This window comes from Trichocoleus sp. FACHB-6, assembly GCF_014695815.1.
In the GTDB taxonomy this organism is placed as follows: Bacteria; Cyanobacteriota; Cyanobacteriia; order Cyanobacteriales; family FACHB-T130; genus Funiculus; species Funiculus sociatus.
Window position 1 is genome coordinate 1 of record NZ_JACJOY010000121.1, and the last position, 18,815, is coordinate 18,815.

The 18,815-nt window shown below is 47.0% G+C and carries 18 protein-coding genes; 9 read left to right on the forward strand and 9 right to left on the reverse strand.

From position 1 onward, the window contains the following. Positions 1-216: 216 nt before the first annotated feature. The 3 genes from H6F66_RS24385 to nadD form a co-directional block, all read right to left on the reverse strand. Positions 217-1,230 carry a type I glyceraldehyde-3-phosphate dehydrogenase gene (locus H6F66_RS24385; RefSeq protein WP_190426849.1) on the reverse strand — a complete coding sequence of 338 codons (1,014 nt, stop codon included), beginning with the start codon at positions 1,228-1,230 and terminating at the stop codon, positions 217-219. A 165-nt stretch (positions 1,231-1,395) separates the two neighbouring features. Next, positions 1,396-1,527, reverse strand: a complete 132-nt coding sequence (locus H6F66_RS29105) for a hypothetical protein (RefSeq protein WP_277873862.1) — start codon at positions 1,525-1,527, stop codon at positions 1,396-1,398. A 312-nt stretch (positions 1,528-1,839) separates the two neighbouring features. Next, complete coding sequence (gene nadD, locus H6F66_RS24390) at positions 1,840-2,442, reverse strand: nicotinate (nicotinamide) nucleotide adenylyltransferase (protein WP_190426852.1); 603 nt, start codon at positions 2,440-2,442, stop codon at positions 1,840-1,842. Between the two features lie 383 nt (positions 2,443-2,825). Between nadD and murC the strand changes: the two genes are divergently transcribed. From murC to H6F66_RS24405, 3 genes are all read left to right on the forward strand, one after another. Further along, positions 2,826-4,358 carry a UDP-N-acetylmuramate--L-alanine ligase gene (murC, locus tag H6F66_RS24395; protein WP_190426855.1) on the forward strand — a complete coding sequence of 511 codons (1,533 nt, stop codon included), beginning with the start codon at positions 2,826-2,828 and terminating at the stop codon, positions 4,356-4,358. A gap of 106 nt (positions 4,359-4,464) precedes the next feature. Then, positions 4,465-5,445, forward strand: coding sequence for a UDP-N-acetylmuramate dehydrogenase (murB, locus tag H6F66_RS24400; protein ID WP_190426857.1), 981 nt, complete (start codon positions 4,465-4,467; stop codon positions 5,443-5,445). 74 nt (positions 5,446-5,519) lie between these two features. Then, positions 5,520-5,858: a YbaB/EbfC family nucleoid-associated protein gene (locus H6F66_RS24405; protein WP_190426859.1), complete on the forward strand. Its 339-nt coding sequence runs from the start codon at positions 5,520-5,522 to the stop codon at positions 5,856-5,858. A 95-nt stretch (positions 5,859-5,953) separates the two neighbouring features. Here H6F66_RS24405 and H6F66_RS24410 read toward each other — a convergent pair whose 3' ends face one another. Continuing rightward, complete coding sequence (locus tag H6F66_RS24410) at positions 5,954-7,327, reverse strand: SGNH/GDSL hydrolase family protein (RefSeq protein WP_190426862.1); 1,374 nt, start codon at positions 7,325-7,327, stop codon at positions 5,954-5,956. Between the two features lie 268 nt (positions 7,328-7,595). On the opposite strand from H6F66_RS24410, the gene H6F66_RS24415 reads away from it, so the two are divergent. Beyond that, positions 7,596-8,072 (forward strand): low molecular weight protein-tyrosine-phosphatase, encoded by a 477-nt coding sequence (locus tag H6F66_RS24415; RefSeq protein ID WP_190426865.1) that lies wholly within the window; start codon positions 7,596-7,598, stop codon positions 8,070-8,072. 22 nt (positions 8,073-8,094) lie between these two features. Here H6F66_RS24415 and H6F66_RS24420 read toward each other — a convergent pair whose 3' ends face one another. Beyond that, the gene (locus tag H6F66_RS24420) at positions 8,095-8,760 is read right to left on the reverse strand and encodes a response regulator transcription factor (protein WP_190426868.1); all 666 of its coding nucleotides are present in this window, start codon (positions 8,758-8,760) and stop codon (positions 8,095-8,097) included. Positions 8,761-8,871: 111 nt separating this feature from the next. Between H6F66_RS24420 and H6F66_RS24425 the strand changes: the two genes are divergently transcribed. Together H6F66_RS24425 and H6F66_RS24430 are read left to right on the forward strand one after the other, a co-directional pair. Further along, a complete protein-coding gene (locus H6F66_RS24425; protein ID WP_190426870.1) occupies positions 8,872-9,633 on the forward strand; it encodes an aldolase/citrate lyase family protein in 762 nt (253 codons plus the stop codon). 286 nt (positions 9,634-9,919) lie between these two features. Next, positions 9,920-10,591: a 2OG-Fe dioxygenase family protein gene (locus tag H6F66_RS24430; RefSeq protein WP_190426885.1), complete on the forward strand. Its 672-nt coding sequence runs from the start codon at positions 9,920-9,922 to the stop codon at positions 10,589-10,591. A gap of 130 nt (positions 10,592-10,721) precedes the next feature. Here the strand turns inward: H6F66_RS24430 and H6F66_RS24435 are convergent, their stop codons facing one another. Further along, on the reverse strand, positions 10,722-10,889 hold the full coding sequence (locus H6F66_RS24435) for a hypothetical protein (protein WP_190426887.1): 168 nt from the start codon (positions 10,887-10,889) through the stop codon (positions 10,722-10,724). Here H6F66_RS24435 and H6F66_RS24440 point away from each other — a divergent pair. Continuing rightward, positions 10,872-11,018, forward strand: a complete 147-nt coding sequence (locus H6F66_RS24440; protein ID WP_190426890.1) for a hypothetical protein — start codon at positions 10,872-10,874, stop codon at positions 11,016-11,018. The genes H6F66_RS24435 and H6F66_RS24440 overlap by 18 nt on opposite strands. 616 nt (positions 11,019-11,634) lie before the next feature. Further along, positions 11,635-14,817 carry a DUF4347 domain-containing protein gene (locus H6F66_RS24445; RefSeq protein ID WP_190426892.1) on the forward strand — a complete coding sequence of 1,061 codons (3,183 nt, stop codon included), beginning with the start codon at positions 11,635-11,637 and terminating at the stop codon, positions 14,815-14,817. 495 nt (positions 14,818-15,312) lie between these two features. On the opposite strand, the gene H6F66_RS24450 is transcribed toward H6F66_RS24445, so the two are convergent. The 3 genes from H6F66_RS24450 to H6F66_RS24460 all read right to left on the reverse strand — a co-directional run bounded on the left by H6F66_RS24450 (position 15,313) and on the right by H6F66_RS24460 (position 17,687). Then, positions 15,313-16,899, reverse strand: a complete 1,587-nt coding sequence (locus H6F66_RS24450) for a glucose-6-phosphate isomerase (RefSeq protein ID WP_190426894.1) — start codon at positions 16,897-16,899, stop codon at positions 15,313-15,315. A 222-nt stretch (positions 16,900-17,121) separates the two neighbouring features. After that, on the reverse strand, positions 17,122-17,379 hold the full coding sequence (locus H6F66_RS24455) for a cytotoxic translational repressor of toxin-antitoxin stability system (protein ID WP_190426896.1): 258 nt from the start codon (positions 17,377-17,379) through the stop codon (positions 17,122-17,124). A gap of 89 nt (positions 17,380-17,468) precedes the next feature. Further along, positions 17,469-17,687 carry a hypothetical protein gene (locus H6F66_RS24460; protein WP_190426899.1) on the reverse strand — a complete coding sequence of 73 codons (219 nt, stop codon included), beginning with the start codon at positions 17,685-17,687 and terminating at the stop codon, positions 17,469-17,471. A 142-nt stretch (positions 17,688-17,829) separates the two neighbouring features. Between H6F66_RS24460 and H6F66_RS24465 the strand changes: the two genes are divergently transcribed. Continuing rightward, positions 17,830-18,747, forward strand: a complete 918-nt coding sequence (locus H6F66_RS24465) for a branched-chain amino acid ABC transporter permease (RefSeq protein ID WP_190426902.1) — start codon at positions 17,830-17,832, stop codon at positions 18,745-18,747. The last annotated feature ends 68 nt before the right edge of the window (positions 18,748-18,815 follow it).

Consider the following 18,815-nt stretch of genomic DNA (forward strand, 5'->3'; position numbering starts at 1 on the left):
TTATGAGTTATTGCCAGAAACATCGGAGACTTTTATTTATCTGGCAATGATCCGTATCATGGTCAGGCGGTTGGCATAATATTTAACCCCTCACCACTTTTCAAACATCCTCTAAAACTGACTGTCTGGGCTTTCGCATTGCAGCAAAAAATTCATCACTTTTAGCGACGGATTCGAGTTGCAATGCAAAAGCACCTACCGACTAACTAATTACTCTTAGCTTTTCCACTTTTTAGCCATCAGTTCAGCCAAGTCTACAACCCGCTGAGAGTAACCCCACTCGTTGTCGTACCATGCGACAACCTTAACCATGTCACCGTCCATAACCATCGTCAGACTGGCATCCACAATGGAAGAGGCATCGTGACCGCGATAATCAGAAGAGACAAGCTCCAGGTCGCTATACTCCAGAATGCCTTTCAATTGACCTTCAGCTGCGTCCTTGAGAACTTGGTTAACTTCTTCGGCAAACGTTTTCTTCTCAACGTTGACCACCAAATCCACTACAGAAACATTAGGTGTCGGAACCCGCAGAGCTAGGCCATTCAGCTTGCCTTTGAGTTCTGGCAGCACCAGAGCTACTGCTTTAGCCGCACCTGTTGTGGTGGGGACAATGTTCATTGCTGCTGCTCTTGCCCGGCGCACGTCCCGGTGAGAAGCGTCTAGTAAACGCTGGTCGCCAGTATAGCTGTGGGTTGTGGTCATCAGCCCTTTGATAATGCCAAAGTTGTCATTAAGCACCTTGGCAAAGGGAGCCAGACAGTTAGTGGTACAACTGGCGTTGCTGATGACAACGTGCTTATCGTGATCGTAGTTTTGATCGTTGACACCCACCACGAAGGTGCCGTCATCGTTTTTACCGGGAGCGGTAATCAAAACTTTTTTTGCTCCAGCGGTTAAATGCTTGGATGCCCCTTCCTTGCTGGTAAAAACGCCTGTTGATTCGATAATCAGGTCAATTTCCCAATCTTTCCAGGGCAAGTTTTCGGGATTGCGATCCGATGTGCATTTTACCGTCTTGCCGTTGACGATGATGGAGTTGTCATCGTGACTGATGTCAGCCTTAAACGTTCCCAACATGGTGTCATATTTCAGCAAGTGGGAGTTAGTTTTTGGGTCGGAAGTGTCGTTGATGGCAACGACTTCCATATTGCTATTTTCCCGACCCAGCCAGCATCGCATGAAATTACGTCCGATGCGTCCAAAACCGTTGATCGCTACTCTAATCACTGCTACTTGCCCTCTGTCTTTTGACCTACAGTAATTTCCTGTTGATGACCCCAATCATATCGCAAAGGGCGCTCATACATAGCGCTAACTGCTGAACAATTCGATGTTTGGTCAGGTAAGACTTCGCACAATTCAGTATGTTGGGGGATCGGCAGGTATTTGTTTCTACTCAAGCAGGTGAGTTTTGCTGGTCTGAAAAGCCAGTAGCGATCGCCCAAGTTCAACAGCCGTCAGCAACTTGGCAGCATAGCGATCGCTCTTTTGTGAAGCTTCGAGTCTGCTTAGAAACTGGGGCATCCGTGTTCAAATCACCCTGTACACCATCAGGTTAAGCAGTTTTTTAGCCTAAATTTCTATTAAAATAATTTATTTCAGCTTTTATATATGATAATTGCTCATAATGAGCTTTTTCTAGCTTATTTACTTCTATTCTCTCTTCTTAATGACTAGTATCTATTTTTTATAACAGATAGCACAAAAAACAAAAATATTCTGGCAGCATAAACTCTCAGCGAAGCAATTTGGGATTTTATATTCAGGAATTGGGGATTGTGTATCCAAAATCAATCGGTTTCAATGTTGCGTAAGTTTAAGAACATTATTAGCCGATCAATTTGAGTAAAGTTTGTGGGTATCAATGTAAATTCGGACAGCTTCCGGGACTAAGTAACGAATCGAACGTCCTTGGCGGCAATACTGCCGAATCAAACTTGATGAAATGCCCACACTTGGCATGGCAAGCAACGAAGAGCGAATCGTCATACCTTGGAGAGCCAGCTGTTGAGCAACCTGGGTGTCATCTAGCTGGACATGAGTTGATGGACGCGGTGCCACCAACCAGTCACAGATTGTTATAAGTTCCTGACGGCGATACCAACGGGGTAAAGTTGTGAAGGCATCCATGCCAATAATCCAGTGCCAGTGGGTGTGGGGGTAGAGAGACTGGAGGTAATTCAGGGAGTGGATGGCATAATCTATAGCCTGGAGATTTGCCTCTACGGGTGCCAGAGCAAAGCTGGGATGGTCAGCGATCGCTAGTTGCACCATTGAGGAACGATGCTCAAATTCCATCACTTGTTTGTGGGGAGGAGAGAAACTTGGTACCCAGATCACCTTGTCCAAATCCGCTTGAATTAAGGCAGTTTCCGCCATCAACAGGTGTCCCCAGTGAACGGGATCAAAGGTGCCACCCAAAATTCCCCAGTTTTGCATAATACAACAGCCAACCCAGCTTGTCTCCCATAGTCTTTGTCCAACAGTGAAAACTCGGATGAACTGCAACCAACTATGGTGTTAGTCTTTTCAAGAAGTTTCCGGAGTGTAAGCAATTTTGACGAGTAAAGATAAAAACCATCTCATGATAGAAGCTACTGGGTCAGGAATAACCTAGTGTGTAGTTAATCTAACTAGGGTGCCTAGTGCTACGCTCTTGAAGTGCGGGTATTGCGTGAAACAAAAATACTCTTATTATCGAATTGCGCTCTGGGATTGTATTGTAAATCTCGACAAGGTTGTATCAAGAAAAATCAATTCTTGATATGATAGCGCGTGTTATCGGTGCAGCCTGGATGTGGTGTGGTGTGTAAGGAGCTAAAATGCCGAATACAGTTGATTTTACCGGGAGGCCATTTCATTTCATCGGCATTGGTGGAATTGGAATGTCAGCTCTCGCCTACGTTGTAGCTAAACGTAAGTTGCCTGTATCTGGGTCGGATATTCATTCGAGCCATATTACCAAGCGTTTGCAGGCAGTTGGCGCTCACATTTTTGGTAGTCAAGATGCCTCAAACTTAGAATTTTTTCAACCGAGTAGAGACACTGAAGCGGAGAAAGCGGCAGTTATAGGCATAAGCGACGCAAAAGAATCTTCTTTGGAACCAGAGAAGAACGGACAAGTCCGTTCTGGCGGTCGATGGTCATCTACGAATGAGAAAGTAATGTCGATGACCTTGCCGCAAGTGATTTGTTCCACAGCAATCAATCCGGCAAATGCTGAATATCGGGCAGCACTTGATTTAGGCTGTCCGATTTTTCATCGTTCGGATTTACTGGCAGCTTTGATTCAGGATTACCAGAGTATTGCGGTCGCTGGTACTCATGGCAAAACCACAACTAGCAGCATGATTGGGTATTTGCTGCTAAAAGCCGGGTTAGACCCGACAATTGTAGTAGGTGGAGAAGTAAATGCCTGGGAAGGCAATGCGCGTTTAGGAGAAGGGCCCTATCTGGTTGCAGAAGCAGATGAATCTGATGGTTCTTTATCTAGACTTTCAGCTGCCATTGGGGTAGTGACAAACATTGAACTGGATCATCCAGACCACTACGATAGCCTCGAAGAAGTGATTAACACCTTCGAGATATTCGCTTCTCGGTGTAAAAGTGTCATAGGTTGCATCGATTGCGCGGTAGTTAAAGATTCCTTGCAACCGGAAATTAGTTATAGCCTGCGGCGGGACTCTGGGGCTGATTACACCGTCGATGAAATTAATTATGGAGCTGACGGCACAGAGGCCAGAGTTTGGGAACAAGGAAAAATTTTAGGGAAGCTTTCAGTGAAGTTGCTAGGGGCGCACAATCTGAGCAATGCTCTGGCGGCAGTAGCTGTAGGGCGCAAATTGGGTGTAGATTTTGGGGTAATTGCAGAAGCGATCGCATCCTTCGAGGGCGCACGCCGTCGATTTGAGCTGCGGGGCGAGAGCAATGGCATCTGCTTTGTAGATGACTATGCCCACCACCCCAGCGAAATCATCGCCACAGTAGGGGCAGCACGTTTGCAAGTCAAAGCACCGCGCAGGATTGTGGCAATCTTCCAGCCACATCGCTACAGCCGGACTGTCACTTTTTTGGCAGAATTTGCACAGTCGTTTAAGGATGCCGACATTGTTGTCCTCAGTGATATCTACAGCGCGGGAGAACCAAATTTGGGGCAGATTAGCGGTGAACAGGTCGCAGAATTAATTGCAACCCATCATCCGAATGTTCACTACCAACCGTCTCTCCCCGAAATCTGTAGGTTGCTTACCCGAATCCTCCAACCAGGCGACTTGGCTCTGTTTTTGGGAGCGGGAAACCTGAATCAAATTATTCCAGAGGTCATGGCTTTCTATCAAAAAGAAGGAAGTAGTTAATAGTCATGAGTCATTGGTTACAGCTTTTGTAATGACCAATGACTGATAAATAATGGCCTTTCTTCCGTGGTGTCAGCTGTCTCGGCATTCTCATTAGCGAATTGATATGACTCTTTCCTATGATCCACCAAGCGTTTTGGACGCTTCTGTTAACCCCAGCAAAGAATCCCTGAAATCTTCACCCCTTTACTTACCAGGAACTGAGTGTTTATTGCGATCGCAAGCACCACTCGACCGACTCACCTCTTACAGAGTAGGAGGCCCCGCCGAGTGGTACGTGGCTCCCCGTCGCATCGAAGAACTGCAAGCCAGTTTTGAATGGGCTAATTTTGAGGAGTTACCAATTACTTTGTTGGGGGCTGGTTCAAATTTACTGGTAAGTGATAACGGGCTTCCCGGTTTAGTTATTTGTACTCGCCATCTCCGTCAGACTCACTTTGACCTCGAAACTGGTCTAGTGAGTGCAGGTGCAGGAGAACCGATAGCCCGCCTCGCATGGCAAGCAGCCGAACGCGGTTGGCAAGGGCTAGAATGGGCAGTTGGCATTCCCGGTACAGTCGGCGGCGCAGTAGTGATGAATGCGGGCGCTCACACTAGCTGTACTGCTGATATTTTGGCCAACACCCAAGTCTTCTCACCAGACGGGAAAATAGAAATTCTTACCCCGGAAAAACTCAAATTTGCTTATCGTACCTCAATACTGCAAGGAGGCAATCGCTTAGTCACCCAAGCAACCTTCCAGCTTCAGCCTGGAGCAGATCCTGCCTTCGTTATGGCAGCAACCAGCAAACATCTAGAACAACGGCGCACCAGTCAACCTTACAACTTGCCTTCCTGTGGGAGCGTTTTCCGCAATCCCAACCCCCACAAAGCAGCTTGGTTGATTGAACAAACTGGTCTCAAAGGATACCAAATTGGCGGCGCTCAAGTTTCCCAGCGCCATGCTAACTTTATCCTTAATTGCGGCGGTGCCAAAGCTAGTGATATTTTCCAACTCATCCGCTATATTCAGCAGCAAGTGGAACATCGCTGGTCACTGTCTTTAGAGCCGGAAGTGAAAATCCTAGGTGACTTTCAACCTGTGTAGAGATGTCGCACGGCCTCAACAATACTAAGATCAAGATAGACTTGCAAGTCCAACTAATACAGCGTTAAATAGTCATGACACAAAAAGGATTCGGCTTCGGTTTAGGCAAAATGAAAGAACTAGCCGAAGCTTTCAAAAAAGCCCAGCAGGTTCAAGAAGGTGCTAAAAGGCTTCAGGAAGAACTGGAGCAAATGGAGATTGAGGGAACTAACGACAATAGCACCGTCAAGGTTTACTTGAGCGGTAATCAAGAACCTCTGCGGGTAGAAATTTCAGCAGATGCCTACAATTTGGGGGCAGAAGCCCTTTCTGGACAAGTGACGGCGGCGATGAAAGATGCCTACGAGAAGTCCACAGCAACCATGCGATCGCGCATGGAAGAACTCACCAGTGGACTCGATCTACCGATGTAGTTAGGGATTGGGGATTGGGGATTGGGAAAGAGGAAGAAGGCTTACCTAGTCCCTAAGTCCCCAGTCCCCAGTCCCCAGTTCCCAGTCCCCAACCCCTATCTCGGCTTCTGAGTTGCAATCTGAAGCAGAGGTAACTCCAACATAGTTTTGTAGAGTCTATCTGCCAGGATTGTATTAGCTTCATCCGTCAGGTGAACGGCATCAGAGAAAGCCTGACGGGGAGACTTCTCGTAAAGTTGGTAGAAGTTCAGCGTTTTCACATTTTGCCCATACATTCGCTCTAGCTGCTGATTGGCTGCGGCTAATTGTACATAACCGTCTTTGACTCGTTGAGTGTAGGTTGAACCTAGTTCGCCCAAAAGCTGCCGCTCTTTTTCCGACATACTACTTGTTGAGCGCCCGGTAATTTCGGGTTGAGTAACTACAAGCAAAGGAATCTTTGCCGGTGCTGTCAAAATAGCCATCTGCTTCATGCGATCGCTATAGCGCTCAACCCGACGCTTCAACTCAGCTGGCGAAGCCGCCAAACGTTTTTCTAAAGGCAAACTTTCCTCACTCACCGCCATACTCAGCTGATCTACCGATGGCTGCGGTTTCAACACCCAATACTGCGTTGCTTTCACTAGATACGTTTGACTTAGCCAGCGCTTAATATCCTGGCTCAGAACGAACCCTAGATGCCCAGGCGCATTGTTCAGAAATTTGTCTAAATGAGGAATATCCGTTTCGTTTTCGGTGCTGGGCAACATTAAGTCACCATACCCATCCAAAACTATGATCGCGTCCGGCTTATAAGGCAAAATCTGGAGCGCTAATTGAGCTAGTTGATTGCCAGAAGTATAGCCTGGTACTGCCGCATTGATGACGCGATATTTGCCTTCGCGAATCCGTAGCGGTAAGGAGAGCGCTTTTATTCGTTCTGGCTTGTAGTAAGGCAAAAAATCTGGGCGAAAGTTCTCCGGAGCCGCTTTTTGTTTGGCTACTCGTATATTGAGGCTACCTTCAAGCTTGTTAGCGAAGGTTTCTTGGTTACTCAAATTCATGTGACCAAAGGCGGTTGATCCGCCCAAAACGAAAACCCGAATTTCATCTTTGGGTTTTGCTAGGGGAACCGCTTCGTTGTCACGAAAACCCTGCTGGTTAATGCGCCAAAATTTGCTCTTCTGGTTAGGAGCCAGCTCATATCCTACAGATAAACGCCGATTAGCAATCAGATGCCCATAGTTGGGTAGACCGTCGAAGGGTTGCTGGTTTTGATCGAGGAACTTAAGACGGTAAGCTGTAACTTCTGGTGGTTCGCCTTCATAGGCTGCCAATTCGGGGCTTTTGCCTGCGACACCCACGAAAACCCGTGCCAACAATTCTAGAAAAATCAAGAATAGGGGCAGGGCTAAGAGTAAGAGGAGAAGCTGAGGCGGCTGGCGGCGTTTTTGGTAAGATTTGTAGCTGTAGCCGGACTTTTTAAACATCAAGTAATAAACCTCAAATAAGCAACGAACAAGGGAAGTTAAAAGTTAAAAAGCAAAGGTAAATATTTATTCTTTTTTGCCTTTTGCTTTTTGCCTTTTGCCTTCGGCAAGCGATCGCGCTATGCTGCAATTTCGTTGCTAAACTTAACAGCGTGGTAGATGACAACCTATGATGAATTTGCTGTGCCAACTGACTTTTCCCTAAATGCTGGTGCGGTATTCAGGGAATCGTTACTGCATTAGAGTACAAAAGTAGATATCTTACCATATGCCCTACAAGTTATTATTCGTCTGCCTTGGTAATATTTGCCGTTCGCCTGCGGCAGAAAACATTATGAACCATTTGATTGAGCAAGCGGATTTAAGCGATCGCATTAGCTGCGATTCTGCCGGTACTGGAGGTTATCACATTGGCAGTCCTCCAGACAGACGCATGGCAATAGCCGCTAAGGCGCGTGGAATTACGCTTCAGGGTCAAGCGCAGCAATTTCAAAAGTCAAACTTTGAGGAATTTGATTTAATTTTGGCAATGGATCGAGAAAACTACCAAGATATCCTCTCCCTTGATCCAGCTCTCAAGTATCAGGACAAAGTGCGCCTAATGTGTGACTTTTGCACCCACCATACCGCCAAGGAAGTTCCTGACCCCTACTATGGTGGCCCGGAAGGATTTAATAAAGTCATAGATTTACTTTTAGATGCCTGTGAGGGTCTGCTGCAACACATTACAGCTAATGGCATTTAAACAATTAGCTATTAACTATTGACTATTCCACCAAATGATGCTCCATAGCGAAACGCACCAGTTCGGATCGGTTGTTAGTTTCCGTTTTTCTCAGTAGACTGCTGACGTGCTTTTCCACCGTCCGAGGACTCAGGTGCAGCTTGTTGCCGATGTCGCCATTAGATAGACCTTTGGTGAGTTGATCTAGAACTTCCTGTTCTCTCTGAGTGAGGTTGAGTATCACGGAAGCAACAGGTGGAGAAAGTCGAGAAGCTTCGACTTCTTGTGTTGGTGCAGCTCCACCTTGGATGAACGATCGCCACTCGACTTGGATCATTTGCGATCGCTCCAACAAATTGCGAATCACCGCTCCCAACTCCTCCAGTTCAAACGGCTTGGGCAGATAAAGATCGCACCCCAACTTATACCCCTGAATCCGTTCTGAGGTACTGGCACGTTCTGTCAAAAAAATCACAGGTAGTAAGCGGAAGGTTGGACGCTGACGAAGCTGCCGCACCAGTTCGTAGCCGTCCATCCGAGGCATCATAATGTCTGTCACCAGCAAATGAGGATGATACTTCTCAACCAAGCCGAGTGCGGCTTGACCATCCTCGGCTGTAATGACCGAATAGCCAGACAGCTCCAGATAATCGCTAATAGAAAGACGAATCCCTGGATCGTCATCGGCAACCAGGATGAGCAAAGGCATGGCAAACAGGAAACAGCGTACTTAACCCCTAGAATAAGTCAATTTTATTTATAAGATTAAAACATTATAAGTTTTAGGCAACTTTTCTACCCATTGAGGTAAAAGCTGAGGATGCGTGAACACCGACTCAAACAAAAACTCCAGCAGGGCGAAGTCGTACTAGGTCCATTTATCAATTGCGCCTATCCCGCATTTATTGAAATCTGCGGACACGCCGGATTTGATTTCGCTGTCATTGATATGGAACATGGTGCCTTAAACACGCTAGTTGCCGAAGACCTATGCCGTGCAGCAGACTGCGTGGGATTAGCACCTATTATACGCATCAGCAAGAATGACGCGCCACAAATCCAACGAGCGCTAGACATCGGCAGCGCAGGTGTCCAGGTGCCTCAGATTGAAACCCAAGCGGACGCAGCAGACGTTGTGCATGGTGCCAAGTATAGCCCTCTTGGTTCTCGCGGTCTATCATTCTACACCAGGGCTGGTGTGTATGGGGCAGATGGCACGCAAATTACCGATCGGCTAAACCAAGAGTCTTTAATTGTCGTTCACGTCGAAGGCAGGCGCGGCGTGGAAAACATCGAAGAGATTGTCAGTGTCCCCCACATCGATGTTATATTTCTCGGCCCTTATGACCTGTCGCAGTCGTTGGGAATTCCCGGACAGGTACGCGACCCGCGGGTTATTGACTTGATGCAGAAATGCGTTACCAGCATCCGCAACGCTGGGAAAGCTGCTGGCACCTTTGCCGATAATCCGGAAACCGCGAAGCAGTGGATTGATGCTGGGGTTCAGTATGTCGGGCTAGGCGTGGATGTGGGCATCTTTTTAAAAGCGTGTCAGGCGTTGGTTCATGCGGTGCGGTCTTAAAGCTTTTTACCAGGCGTCAAGATGCGATAACCGCAAGTTTTATATACCAATCCTATTTGAGTTGTCAGGCAGCTCATCAGATCCCCGACTTCTCCAAAAAGTCAGGGATCTCACCTTCAGGAATCATTTAGAGCTGCTACACAAAATGGCAGCCAGCTTCATCAAAAATTTATATGAGTTTTGTATCAAATATAATAGTTTTTTATTTTTCTGAATCTATGCTTGATATAGAGTCCTCATAAAGAGGCTGAATATATAGGGATCAATGCTTATTGGAGAAAAAGCTATGCAAACGCTATCTGAAGTCAAAAATTTGGCTTATGCCATGATGTTTACTTTGCACAAAGTCAAGTCAGTAAACATTGAGGAGTTTAAGCCATTCTTTACCAATCTTCCTGTTGACCCTTATATCAAAGGTAATTATCGCTTTAGAAGGTTATCTCGCTTCAAAGTATTGGGGGATGAGTTAATCAAGCTGCCTCATGGCTACTTGTTCCAAAGCAAAAAATACAATCCATTACTGGGGGACATTAAGAGAGAGTTTGCCGAACTCGATGATGCCATTACAAAACTTGAGGATTTTAAAAAGCTGGTGTTGGCTTTTATTGATTACTGCCAGCTCGACGAACAAGCTGTTGAAATTGGAGTTCATCAAATCAGAACTACCTGTTCGCCGGATAATTATGGAAACCCAGCGCCTGAAGGCATTCATAAAGATGGCACTGATTTTGTAGGGATATTTTCTGTGGGTAGGAACAATATTCAAGGCGGGGAAACCGAACTGTATAAGTCCAAAAAGGAGAGTCCAGTTTTTCATAAAATCCTCAATCCAGGGGACTTGCTATTAGTCAATGATGACGAGTTTTTTCACTACACTACTCCTATCCAACCGCTAGTTTCTGGTGAAGGTACGCGAGACGTGTTTGTTCTGACTTGCCCAAGTTTACTCAAAGATTAAAAATGGGAAGTTGTTAATTTCCCATTTTTACTGAAGGCAGAGTTTCGATTGTTCGAGAAAATCGAAATTCTGCCTCGGTTTTTTTAAGCTATGCTTTTGCATCTGCCAGATCGTATAGGAATAGATGGTGTCATGGCACGATAATCTGGATCGTGGGAAAACCATGACCCAGCACTGCATTCACTAGCAAACACAGTTCTGAATTGGGGTTGATAGCACCGTAGGGAATTGTAACTGCAAGTAGATGGCGATCGCTCAAAGGAATGTACTGATATCGGTTTTGCAACAGCACCATCATAAAACTCCTGAAGATTACGGTTGGCGGCTCAAACGCCGACTGAGAAGCCGATTGTCAGAGGAATTAGAAGATGTTCGACGCGATCGCGATCGCGTCATTTTTTCCTATTGGTGGAATTTATCTGAATAGTTGCTACGTTTGAAGCGATCGCCCTTCTCACTTTACCACTGCCAACGACACTGATAGATGGGGCAGAGTTTTAACCCCTCCATGATGTCCTCTAGCCATCTCGCACAATTGTTCAACAGCCATCCTTGCAGCGCTAGTAAGGGCATTGCTGCAAAAATCCTAGCGATAGGATAGCGCCCAATGATTCCGCGGGACAGGTAATTAATACGCCTCCTCTTCTGTCTACCAACGCTATTACCTTATCCCCTAACTACCTATATTTTCCATGTTATTCCGTATGTTTACGGATATTGCCAAAGCCAAAAGTGCTTTACCAATAACTTGAATTACTAATAACCCTAAGTATTTATAATTAAGCACTTATCAGTTCGGATAAAGATTTGAAATCTTTACCCAAACTTTACTAAATAATTTAGCAATTTCAGTAAAGATTCGGTTTACCCCAAGGAAAAGAGTCAGTTAATTTTAGACAAGGGAATAAATATTATCAATTGCTCTAAACGGGCGGCGTTATTGAGTTCTTATTAAATTCATAGCCTTGAAAATTGATGCTTTTGCAAGTGCAAAAGCATCCCTATTGTGATGTTTAAACAAGATATCTACCAGAAAATTAATCATGGGAAATCTCTGGAATAACTCTTATTCTCAAAATCAAGAACTAAATCCCACTTTTAATGGCACCAAGAGTGGTGGCAACTCAAGAGAAGTGACTTCTCTCATCTCAGCTTCCCCAAGAAAAGAAATCGTCTTCATTGACTCTACAGTTGAGGATTACCAAAGTCTTGTTGCTGGTGTCAAACCAGAAACTGAGGTAATTATCCTTGACCCTTTGCAGAATGGAGTAGTGCAAATTGCACAGGTGTTGGCAAACCGCACCGACATCAGTAGCGTTCATATTGTCTCCCACGGCAGCGAAGGCAATTTGCAACTGGGGTCAACTCTGCTCAATTCTGACAACTTGGAAGCCTACACCAGCTTTTGGGAGCAGTGGACAGGTGCCTTGACAGCTGATGCCGACATTCTCCTGTATGGTTGCGATGTGGCAGCGGGCCAGGTGGGGGAAGCCTTCGTGCAACAGTTGAGTCAGCTGACAGGAGCAGTTTTCGCTGCTTCTACCAACCGCACTGGTAGTGAGGCAAAAGGCGGTGACTGGGAACTAGAATTCACCACTGGAAACATCAAAGCCGATTTGGCGTTTGGGCAGTTGGTGAGGGAGGCTTACGGTGCTGTTCTTCCCATCAACCGCGTCTCCGTTGCTAGTGACGGCACTCAAGGGAATGGCTCCTCAGACTACGCCTCTATTTCCGGTGACGGACGGTACGTGGCGTTTCAGTCTACTGCCAGCAGCTTGGTGAGTGGCGACACTAACAACACTTCCGATATTTTCGTCTACGACCGAGAGACTAACACTACTAGCCGCGTCTCCATTGCCAGTAATGGCACTCAGGGGAATGACTACTCCTACGACCCGTTTATCTCCGCGGACGGACGTTATGTAGCGTTTGAGTCTCAGGCTAGCACTTTAGTGAGTGGCGATACCTCTGGAAGTGTCGATATTTTCGTCTACGACCGAGAGACTAACACTACCAGCCGCGTTTCCGTTGCCAGTGGCGGCACTTATAAAGGAGGTAACTCTTACGACCCCTCTCTCTCCGGCGATGGGCGCTATGTAGCGTTTTATTCCAATGCCAGCAGCTTGGTGAATGGCGATACCAACGGTCAATCCGATATTTTCGTCCACGACCGAGAGACTAACACGACCAGCCGCGTCTCGATTGCCAGCGACGGCACTCAGGGGAATAACTACTGCTACGAACCCATCATCTCCGCCGATGGACGTTATGTGGCGTTTGCTTCTTTTGCTACCAACTTGGTGAGTGGCGATACCAACGGTGCATCCGATGTTTTTGTCCACGACCGAGAGACTAACACGACCCGTCGGATCTCAGTTGCCAGTGACGGCACCCAGGGGAATAACTACTCCCGCAGCCCCTCTATCTCAGCTGATGGACGCTATGTGGCCTTTTATTCTAGTGCCAGCAACTTGGTGAGTGGCGATACCAACGGTGCATCCGATATTTTCGTTTACGACCAACAGACCAACGCTACCAGCCGTCTCTCGGTTGCCAGTAACGGTACTCAGGGGAATAACTACTCTCTCGATCCTTCCATTTCCGCTGATGGGCGCTACGTAGCATTTTATTCTCTTGCCAGCAACTTGGTGAGTGGCGATACCAACGGTCAAAGGGATATTTTTATCCACGACCGACAGACGGGTACCACCAGTCGCCTCTCCCTCTCTAATGACAGTACTCAGGGGAATACTCACTCAGACTCCCCTTCCCTATCAGCCGATGGACGCTATGTAGCGTTTCATTCTGATGCCAGCACTCTAGTGAGTGGTGATACCAACGGTCAAAAGGATATCTTTGTCGCCGCTAACAACAGCGCCCCCGTACTTGACAACACGGGGAATCCTACCCTAACAACCATCAACCAAGGTGATGCCAACAATACTGGCACCCTGGTTTCTGCCTTAATTGCCAGTGGCGCTAACGGCGACCCTATTACTGACTCAGACGCAGGTGCTGTTGAAGGAATTGCCGTCACCGCCGTCAATAATACCAATGGCACCTGGCAATACTCCATTGATGATGGGAATACCTGGAATAACTTTGTGGTGTCCGCCACGAATGCCACAGTTTTGACAGACACCGCAAGCGATCGCATCCGCTTCGTTCCCGGTACTAAGTATAGTGGTACGGTTACAAACGGCATTACTTTCCAGGCTTGGGATGCTACAGACGGACTTGCTAGCGGCACAACGGGAGTGAACGCGAGTATCAGTGACGGGGCAACGCCTTTCAGCTTCGCTGCTGAGACAGCCAGTATTACTGTCAATCCCCCACCTACCCTCAGAATCATCGGTACCAACGTCATCGAAGGCGACAGCAACACCCCCAACGCCGTTTTCACAGTTCGCCTATCAGCCGCTAGCACCCAATCGGTGACAGTCAACTATGCCACTGTCACCGGGAGTGCTACAGCTGGCTCAGACTACACCGCCACCTCTGGACAACTCATGTTTGCGCCTGGAGAAACTACCGCTACTATCAGCGTCCCGATTCTCAACGACTCCCTAAGCGAAGCGCTGGAATCTTTCAGCGTTAATCTATCCAATCCCACCAATACCACTATCGCCACTCCAACGGGTACAGCTATGCTCACCGACTTCCTCGTGACTTCGGTTAGCACTACTCTCAGCCCTGGCATTGAAAATCTCTCGCTTGAGGGTGACAGTGCTATTAGTGGGATCGGTAACTATTCTGGCAACCTGATGATTGGGAATGCAGCTAACAACTTCCTGCGAGGAAAAGTTGGGAATGATACTCTCATTGGTGGCGCTGGCAATGACACCCTTGTAGGCAATTACAATAACGATACGCTGTTTGGCGGTACGGGCAATGATTTGCTTAAAGGCGGTAAAGGTGCAGATATCTTTGTCTTTGCCAGCCCTAGCGAAGGGATGGATACCATCGCTGATTTTAATGTTGCTGAGGATACGATCCACGTTTACAGTGATAGTTTTGGTAGCGATTTAGTTACTGGAGCTGTAATTACAACCCAACAGTTTTGGCTGGGTGCTAGTGCAGCTGATACCAGCGATCGCTTTATCTACAACCAGAGTACGGGTGGTTTGTTCTTTGATGTTGATGGTAAAGGTGGAGCTGCACAAATCCAAGTAGCTCAACTCTCAACTGGCTTAGCGATGACTAATAATGACCTTTTTGTTGTTTGATACTGATGACATTAGGGCATTGATTTAGGGCGCAAAAAATTTCGGGGTAATGCCAAAAGCATTACCCCGGAATTTTTAGGGTGCAATATTCCTTCTCTAGCTACCTACTGGAGTTTAGAGTCAAGCTAGGTGACTCTTAAGAGCCGAGACTTAAAAATTTGAGTACCTTTTTTAACCACAGGATATGTGATTCTATGTTAGCGAGACTGATCTTGTTTCCAACCTGGAGATTTTCCACGCCAACCACAATTCCCAGATGATCAAGGGCATTAAATTACTCCAGCGATCGCTTGTTTTTAGCCTAAACTCCAGGCTGGAACCTCCCCCACAAAAACACTACTGAAAAACCTAATCACCCAGTTTTGCCTACGTTAGCGAAGCGGCACAAAGTGCCGGAAGGGGAGCCTGTTGCCCCTCCCCTTGCTCCCGGAGAGGTTGGGGAGAGGTCAAACGAGCTATTTTCCCGGCTGAGTCTGGGAACGAGAAAACGAGAAATTAGGTGGCGGAAACCATCAAAGTCGCTGGTTTGGCAAAATTGCCTTCTAAGGCGACACCCCGGTGGTTGGCATGGAGATGCCGCAGGATTTTGTAAATCGCCTCAACTTGATCGGAAGCACCAGCTTTCTGTGCTAATTGGGTAAGAGAGAGGGCAGTGCCTTCTTCCTGTAGGACTTGCAAAACTTGTTTCTGCAAGTCGAGAATGGTGGCGGCAGCTTTTTTACCAGCTTCTACACCTGGTTGGTGATAAGCATTGATATTGACAAGGATTCCATAAAATCCAACAGCCCGCTCATACAATGCAATTAACGCTCCCACCATGCGGGGATTGACTTGCCCAATCGTCACGGTGATAGAATCTCGGTGATTTTCGTAAAGAGCTTGTCGCGTTCCCTGCAAGAAACCGGATAGATAGTCGCCTGATGTGACACTAGGCTCTATTTCTGGGGAGTTGCCAGAGCGATCGCGTAACACTTCAATAAAGGTTAAGAAGAAATTCGGAACCCCATCTCGCAACTGCTGGACATAGGCGTGTTGGTCAGTTGAGCCTTTGTTGCCATAGACGGCGATGCCTTGGTGAACGATATTACCGTCCTTGTCTCTTTCCTTGCCCAAAGATTCCATCACCAGCTGTTGCAGATAGCGGCTGAATAACAGCAGGCTGTCTTTGTAAGGCAACACCACCATGTCTTTTTCGCCTTTGCCGTTGCCAGCGAAGTACCAGCTGAGGGCAAGCAGTGCCGCTGGGTTTTCTTTCAGTTTGGGAATGCGGGTGGCGGCATCCATTTCTTTTGCACCGGCAAGCATAGCGCGGATATCGATGCCTTGCAAAGCGGCTGGAACCAACCCCACGGCTGACATTTCCGAAGTTCTTCCTCCCACCCAGTCTTCCATTGGGAAGGTGTCTAACCAGCCTTCTGACTTTGCCTGCTGGTCTAATTTGCTGCCGTCTCCTGTGATGGCGACGGCTTGGGGGGGAAAGTTCAAATTCTGAGCAGCATAGGCTGTTTGCACCTCAATCATGCCGTTGCGCGGTTCTGGCGTTCCCCCAGATTTGGAGATGACTAAGACTAGGGTGCTGGCTAGTCGGTCTTTGAGTTTGTTGAGGATACTGTCGATACCAGCGGGATCGCTGTTGTCGATGAAGTGAATTGCCAGGGGTGGGAAATCTGGCGCTAGGGCTTCGGCGACAAACTCAGGGCCAAGTGCTGAACCGCCAATGCCAATGGAGATAATGTCGGTAAATTTGGGGGCGTTGGGGGGCTTAATTTCCCCGCTATGGACTTTTTGGGTAAAGGCTTCAATTTTTTCTAAAGTTTTGACAATCTGTTGTTTTATTTCCGGGGTGGGGGCTAAGTCGGGATCGCGCAGCCAGTAGTGTCCGACCATGCGGTTTTCGTCAGGGTTAGCGATCGCGCCTCCCTCCAATTCTGCCATCTCCTTAAACGCCTTCTCAAACCCCGGCTGCATCGATTGGACAAACTCATCATCAAACCGCATCCGGCTGATATCGAGGTAAAATTCTAACCCCTCGTGATAGTAGAGCCAATCCTGGTACCGTTGCCAAAGTGCCACTGCATCCATAAGCGAATCTCACCAAGCGTGTTTTCAGTCAACACAAGTGTAAGGTAAGCGATCGCATTACTTCTGTGCTTACAGTCTAAAATTCGGTATTTGTGCCGAAACAACCCAGAAGTAAAATTCTAAATTTCTTTTCGTCTCCCTAAGAGAAGGGACTGGGGGCTGGGGACTGGGGACTGGGGACTGGGTAAGAGTCCTTCCAATACCCAATCCTCAATCCCCAGCTTACAAATCAGGTTTAGGCAGAACCCGCAGGAATTTAACAATATGCCCTGTCACCTCAATTGCAATCAGATAGTCATCTATACTGAAGCGGTAGAAAATGGTATCGGAACCGAGTCGCTGTAATTCCGGTAGGTCATAAATTTGATTGATCCGCATGAACTCTTCAAAAACGAATTCATAGATGCGTTCTCTAGCCGCGTACTCTAAATTTTTAAGGTCACGCAAAAAAGACCGGGCGTAGCGCACTTCTAGTTTCACTTTCCAGCTTTAGCTTATTTTAATCGGCACACCCAATTTATTTTGCACTCTTCATGCTGCCAAACACATTTCCCCAGTGATGGAAAAACTTAGGGGAATTGCAACATACGTATAGCCTCTTCGCGGGTTAGGCTTTCCCCTGGCTGTACGCTTTGCTTCGACTCTTGGATGGCTTTGAGCATATAGAGGTCATAATAAACCTGTTGTAGAACTTGCCAAGTGTCTTCCAAGTTATCATCAGTTAGTTTCTCGATTAACTTAGGCATCTTAGCAATTAAGCGTTGTAACCGGCCTCTGACAAAATTCATACTTAAATACCACTGAACAAATTAACATCTTCTTTCTTCGGGTGCTGTTTTTATAAAACGGTTGCCCCTTGTTAGAGGACTCTAGATAGTCTAAAGTCTAAAGTCTAAAGTCCATTGTTTCATTACGTTTCACAAGCGTGACATGATTGGCTATCTAATTTTTTTGGTAACTTTTACTGCGACCTTTGCGCTGTTTAGCCTGGGGTTAAATTTACAGTGGGGCTTTACGGGGCTGATTAATTTTGGACACGTTGCCTTTATGACTGTTGGTGCATATACCACAGTATTGTTGAGTATGAAAGGCGTACCGCTGATTTTTGCGGTTTTGATTGGTGCAGCTGTGGCGGCGCTGTTGGGTCTGTTGATTGGTTTATCGACGCTGCGGTTGCGGGAGGATTACCTGGCGATTGTTACTATTGGGGTTGCCGAGTTGCTGCGTCTGGTGGCGCTGAATGAGGAGGAGTTGACTTTTGGCAGCTTTGGGGTGCAAGCTCGTACTTCAGTAGGAAGATCGGGGTATGCGCTGCCACTAGATTCTCTGCCACTGGATTTGAATATTGGGTTGATGGTGTTGTCCCTGTTGGTGTTAGGGCTGACGTTTTGGCTGCTGGAGAGGTTGGTGCGATCGCCTTGGGGTCGAGTGCTGAAAGCTATCCGGGAAGATGAGCAAATACCGAAAGCGTTGGGAAAGAATGTTTTTTGGTATAAGTTGCAAGCGTTTATGTTGGGGGGCGCGATCGCGGGTGTCGCTGGTTCGTTCTATGCTTGGTATCTGAAAACAGTTTACCCGACTAACTTTGAGCCTCTAATTACTTTCAACGCTTGGACAATCGTGGTTTTGGGCGGTGCTGGTAGCAATCTAGGTACTATACTAGGAGCAATTATTTTCTCGGCATATTTCGAGGCAACTCGCTTTATCCTTCCCGGACTTGTTAACCTCGATAGTGCGCGTTTGGGGGCGTTGCGAATTATGCTGATTGGTTTAATCCTAATGTTGCTGATGATTTGGCGACCGCAAGGTATCTTGGGAAAAAAAGAGGAATTGACCCTTGGCAAATAATTCTCACATTCCGCCCAATTCACTTTCTGATGATTCTTTAAACGGTAGCACCCACCATGTCGAAAACA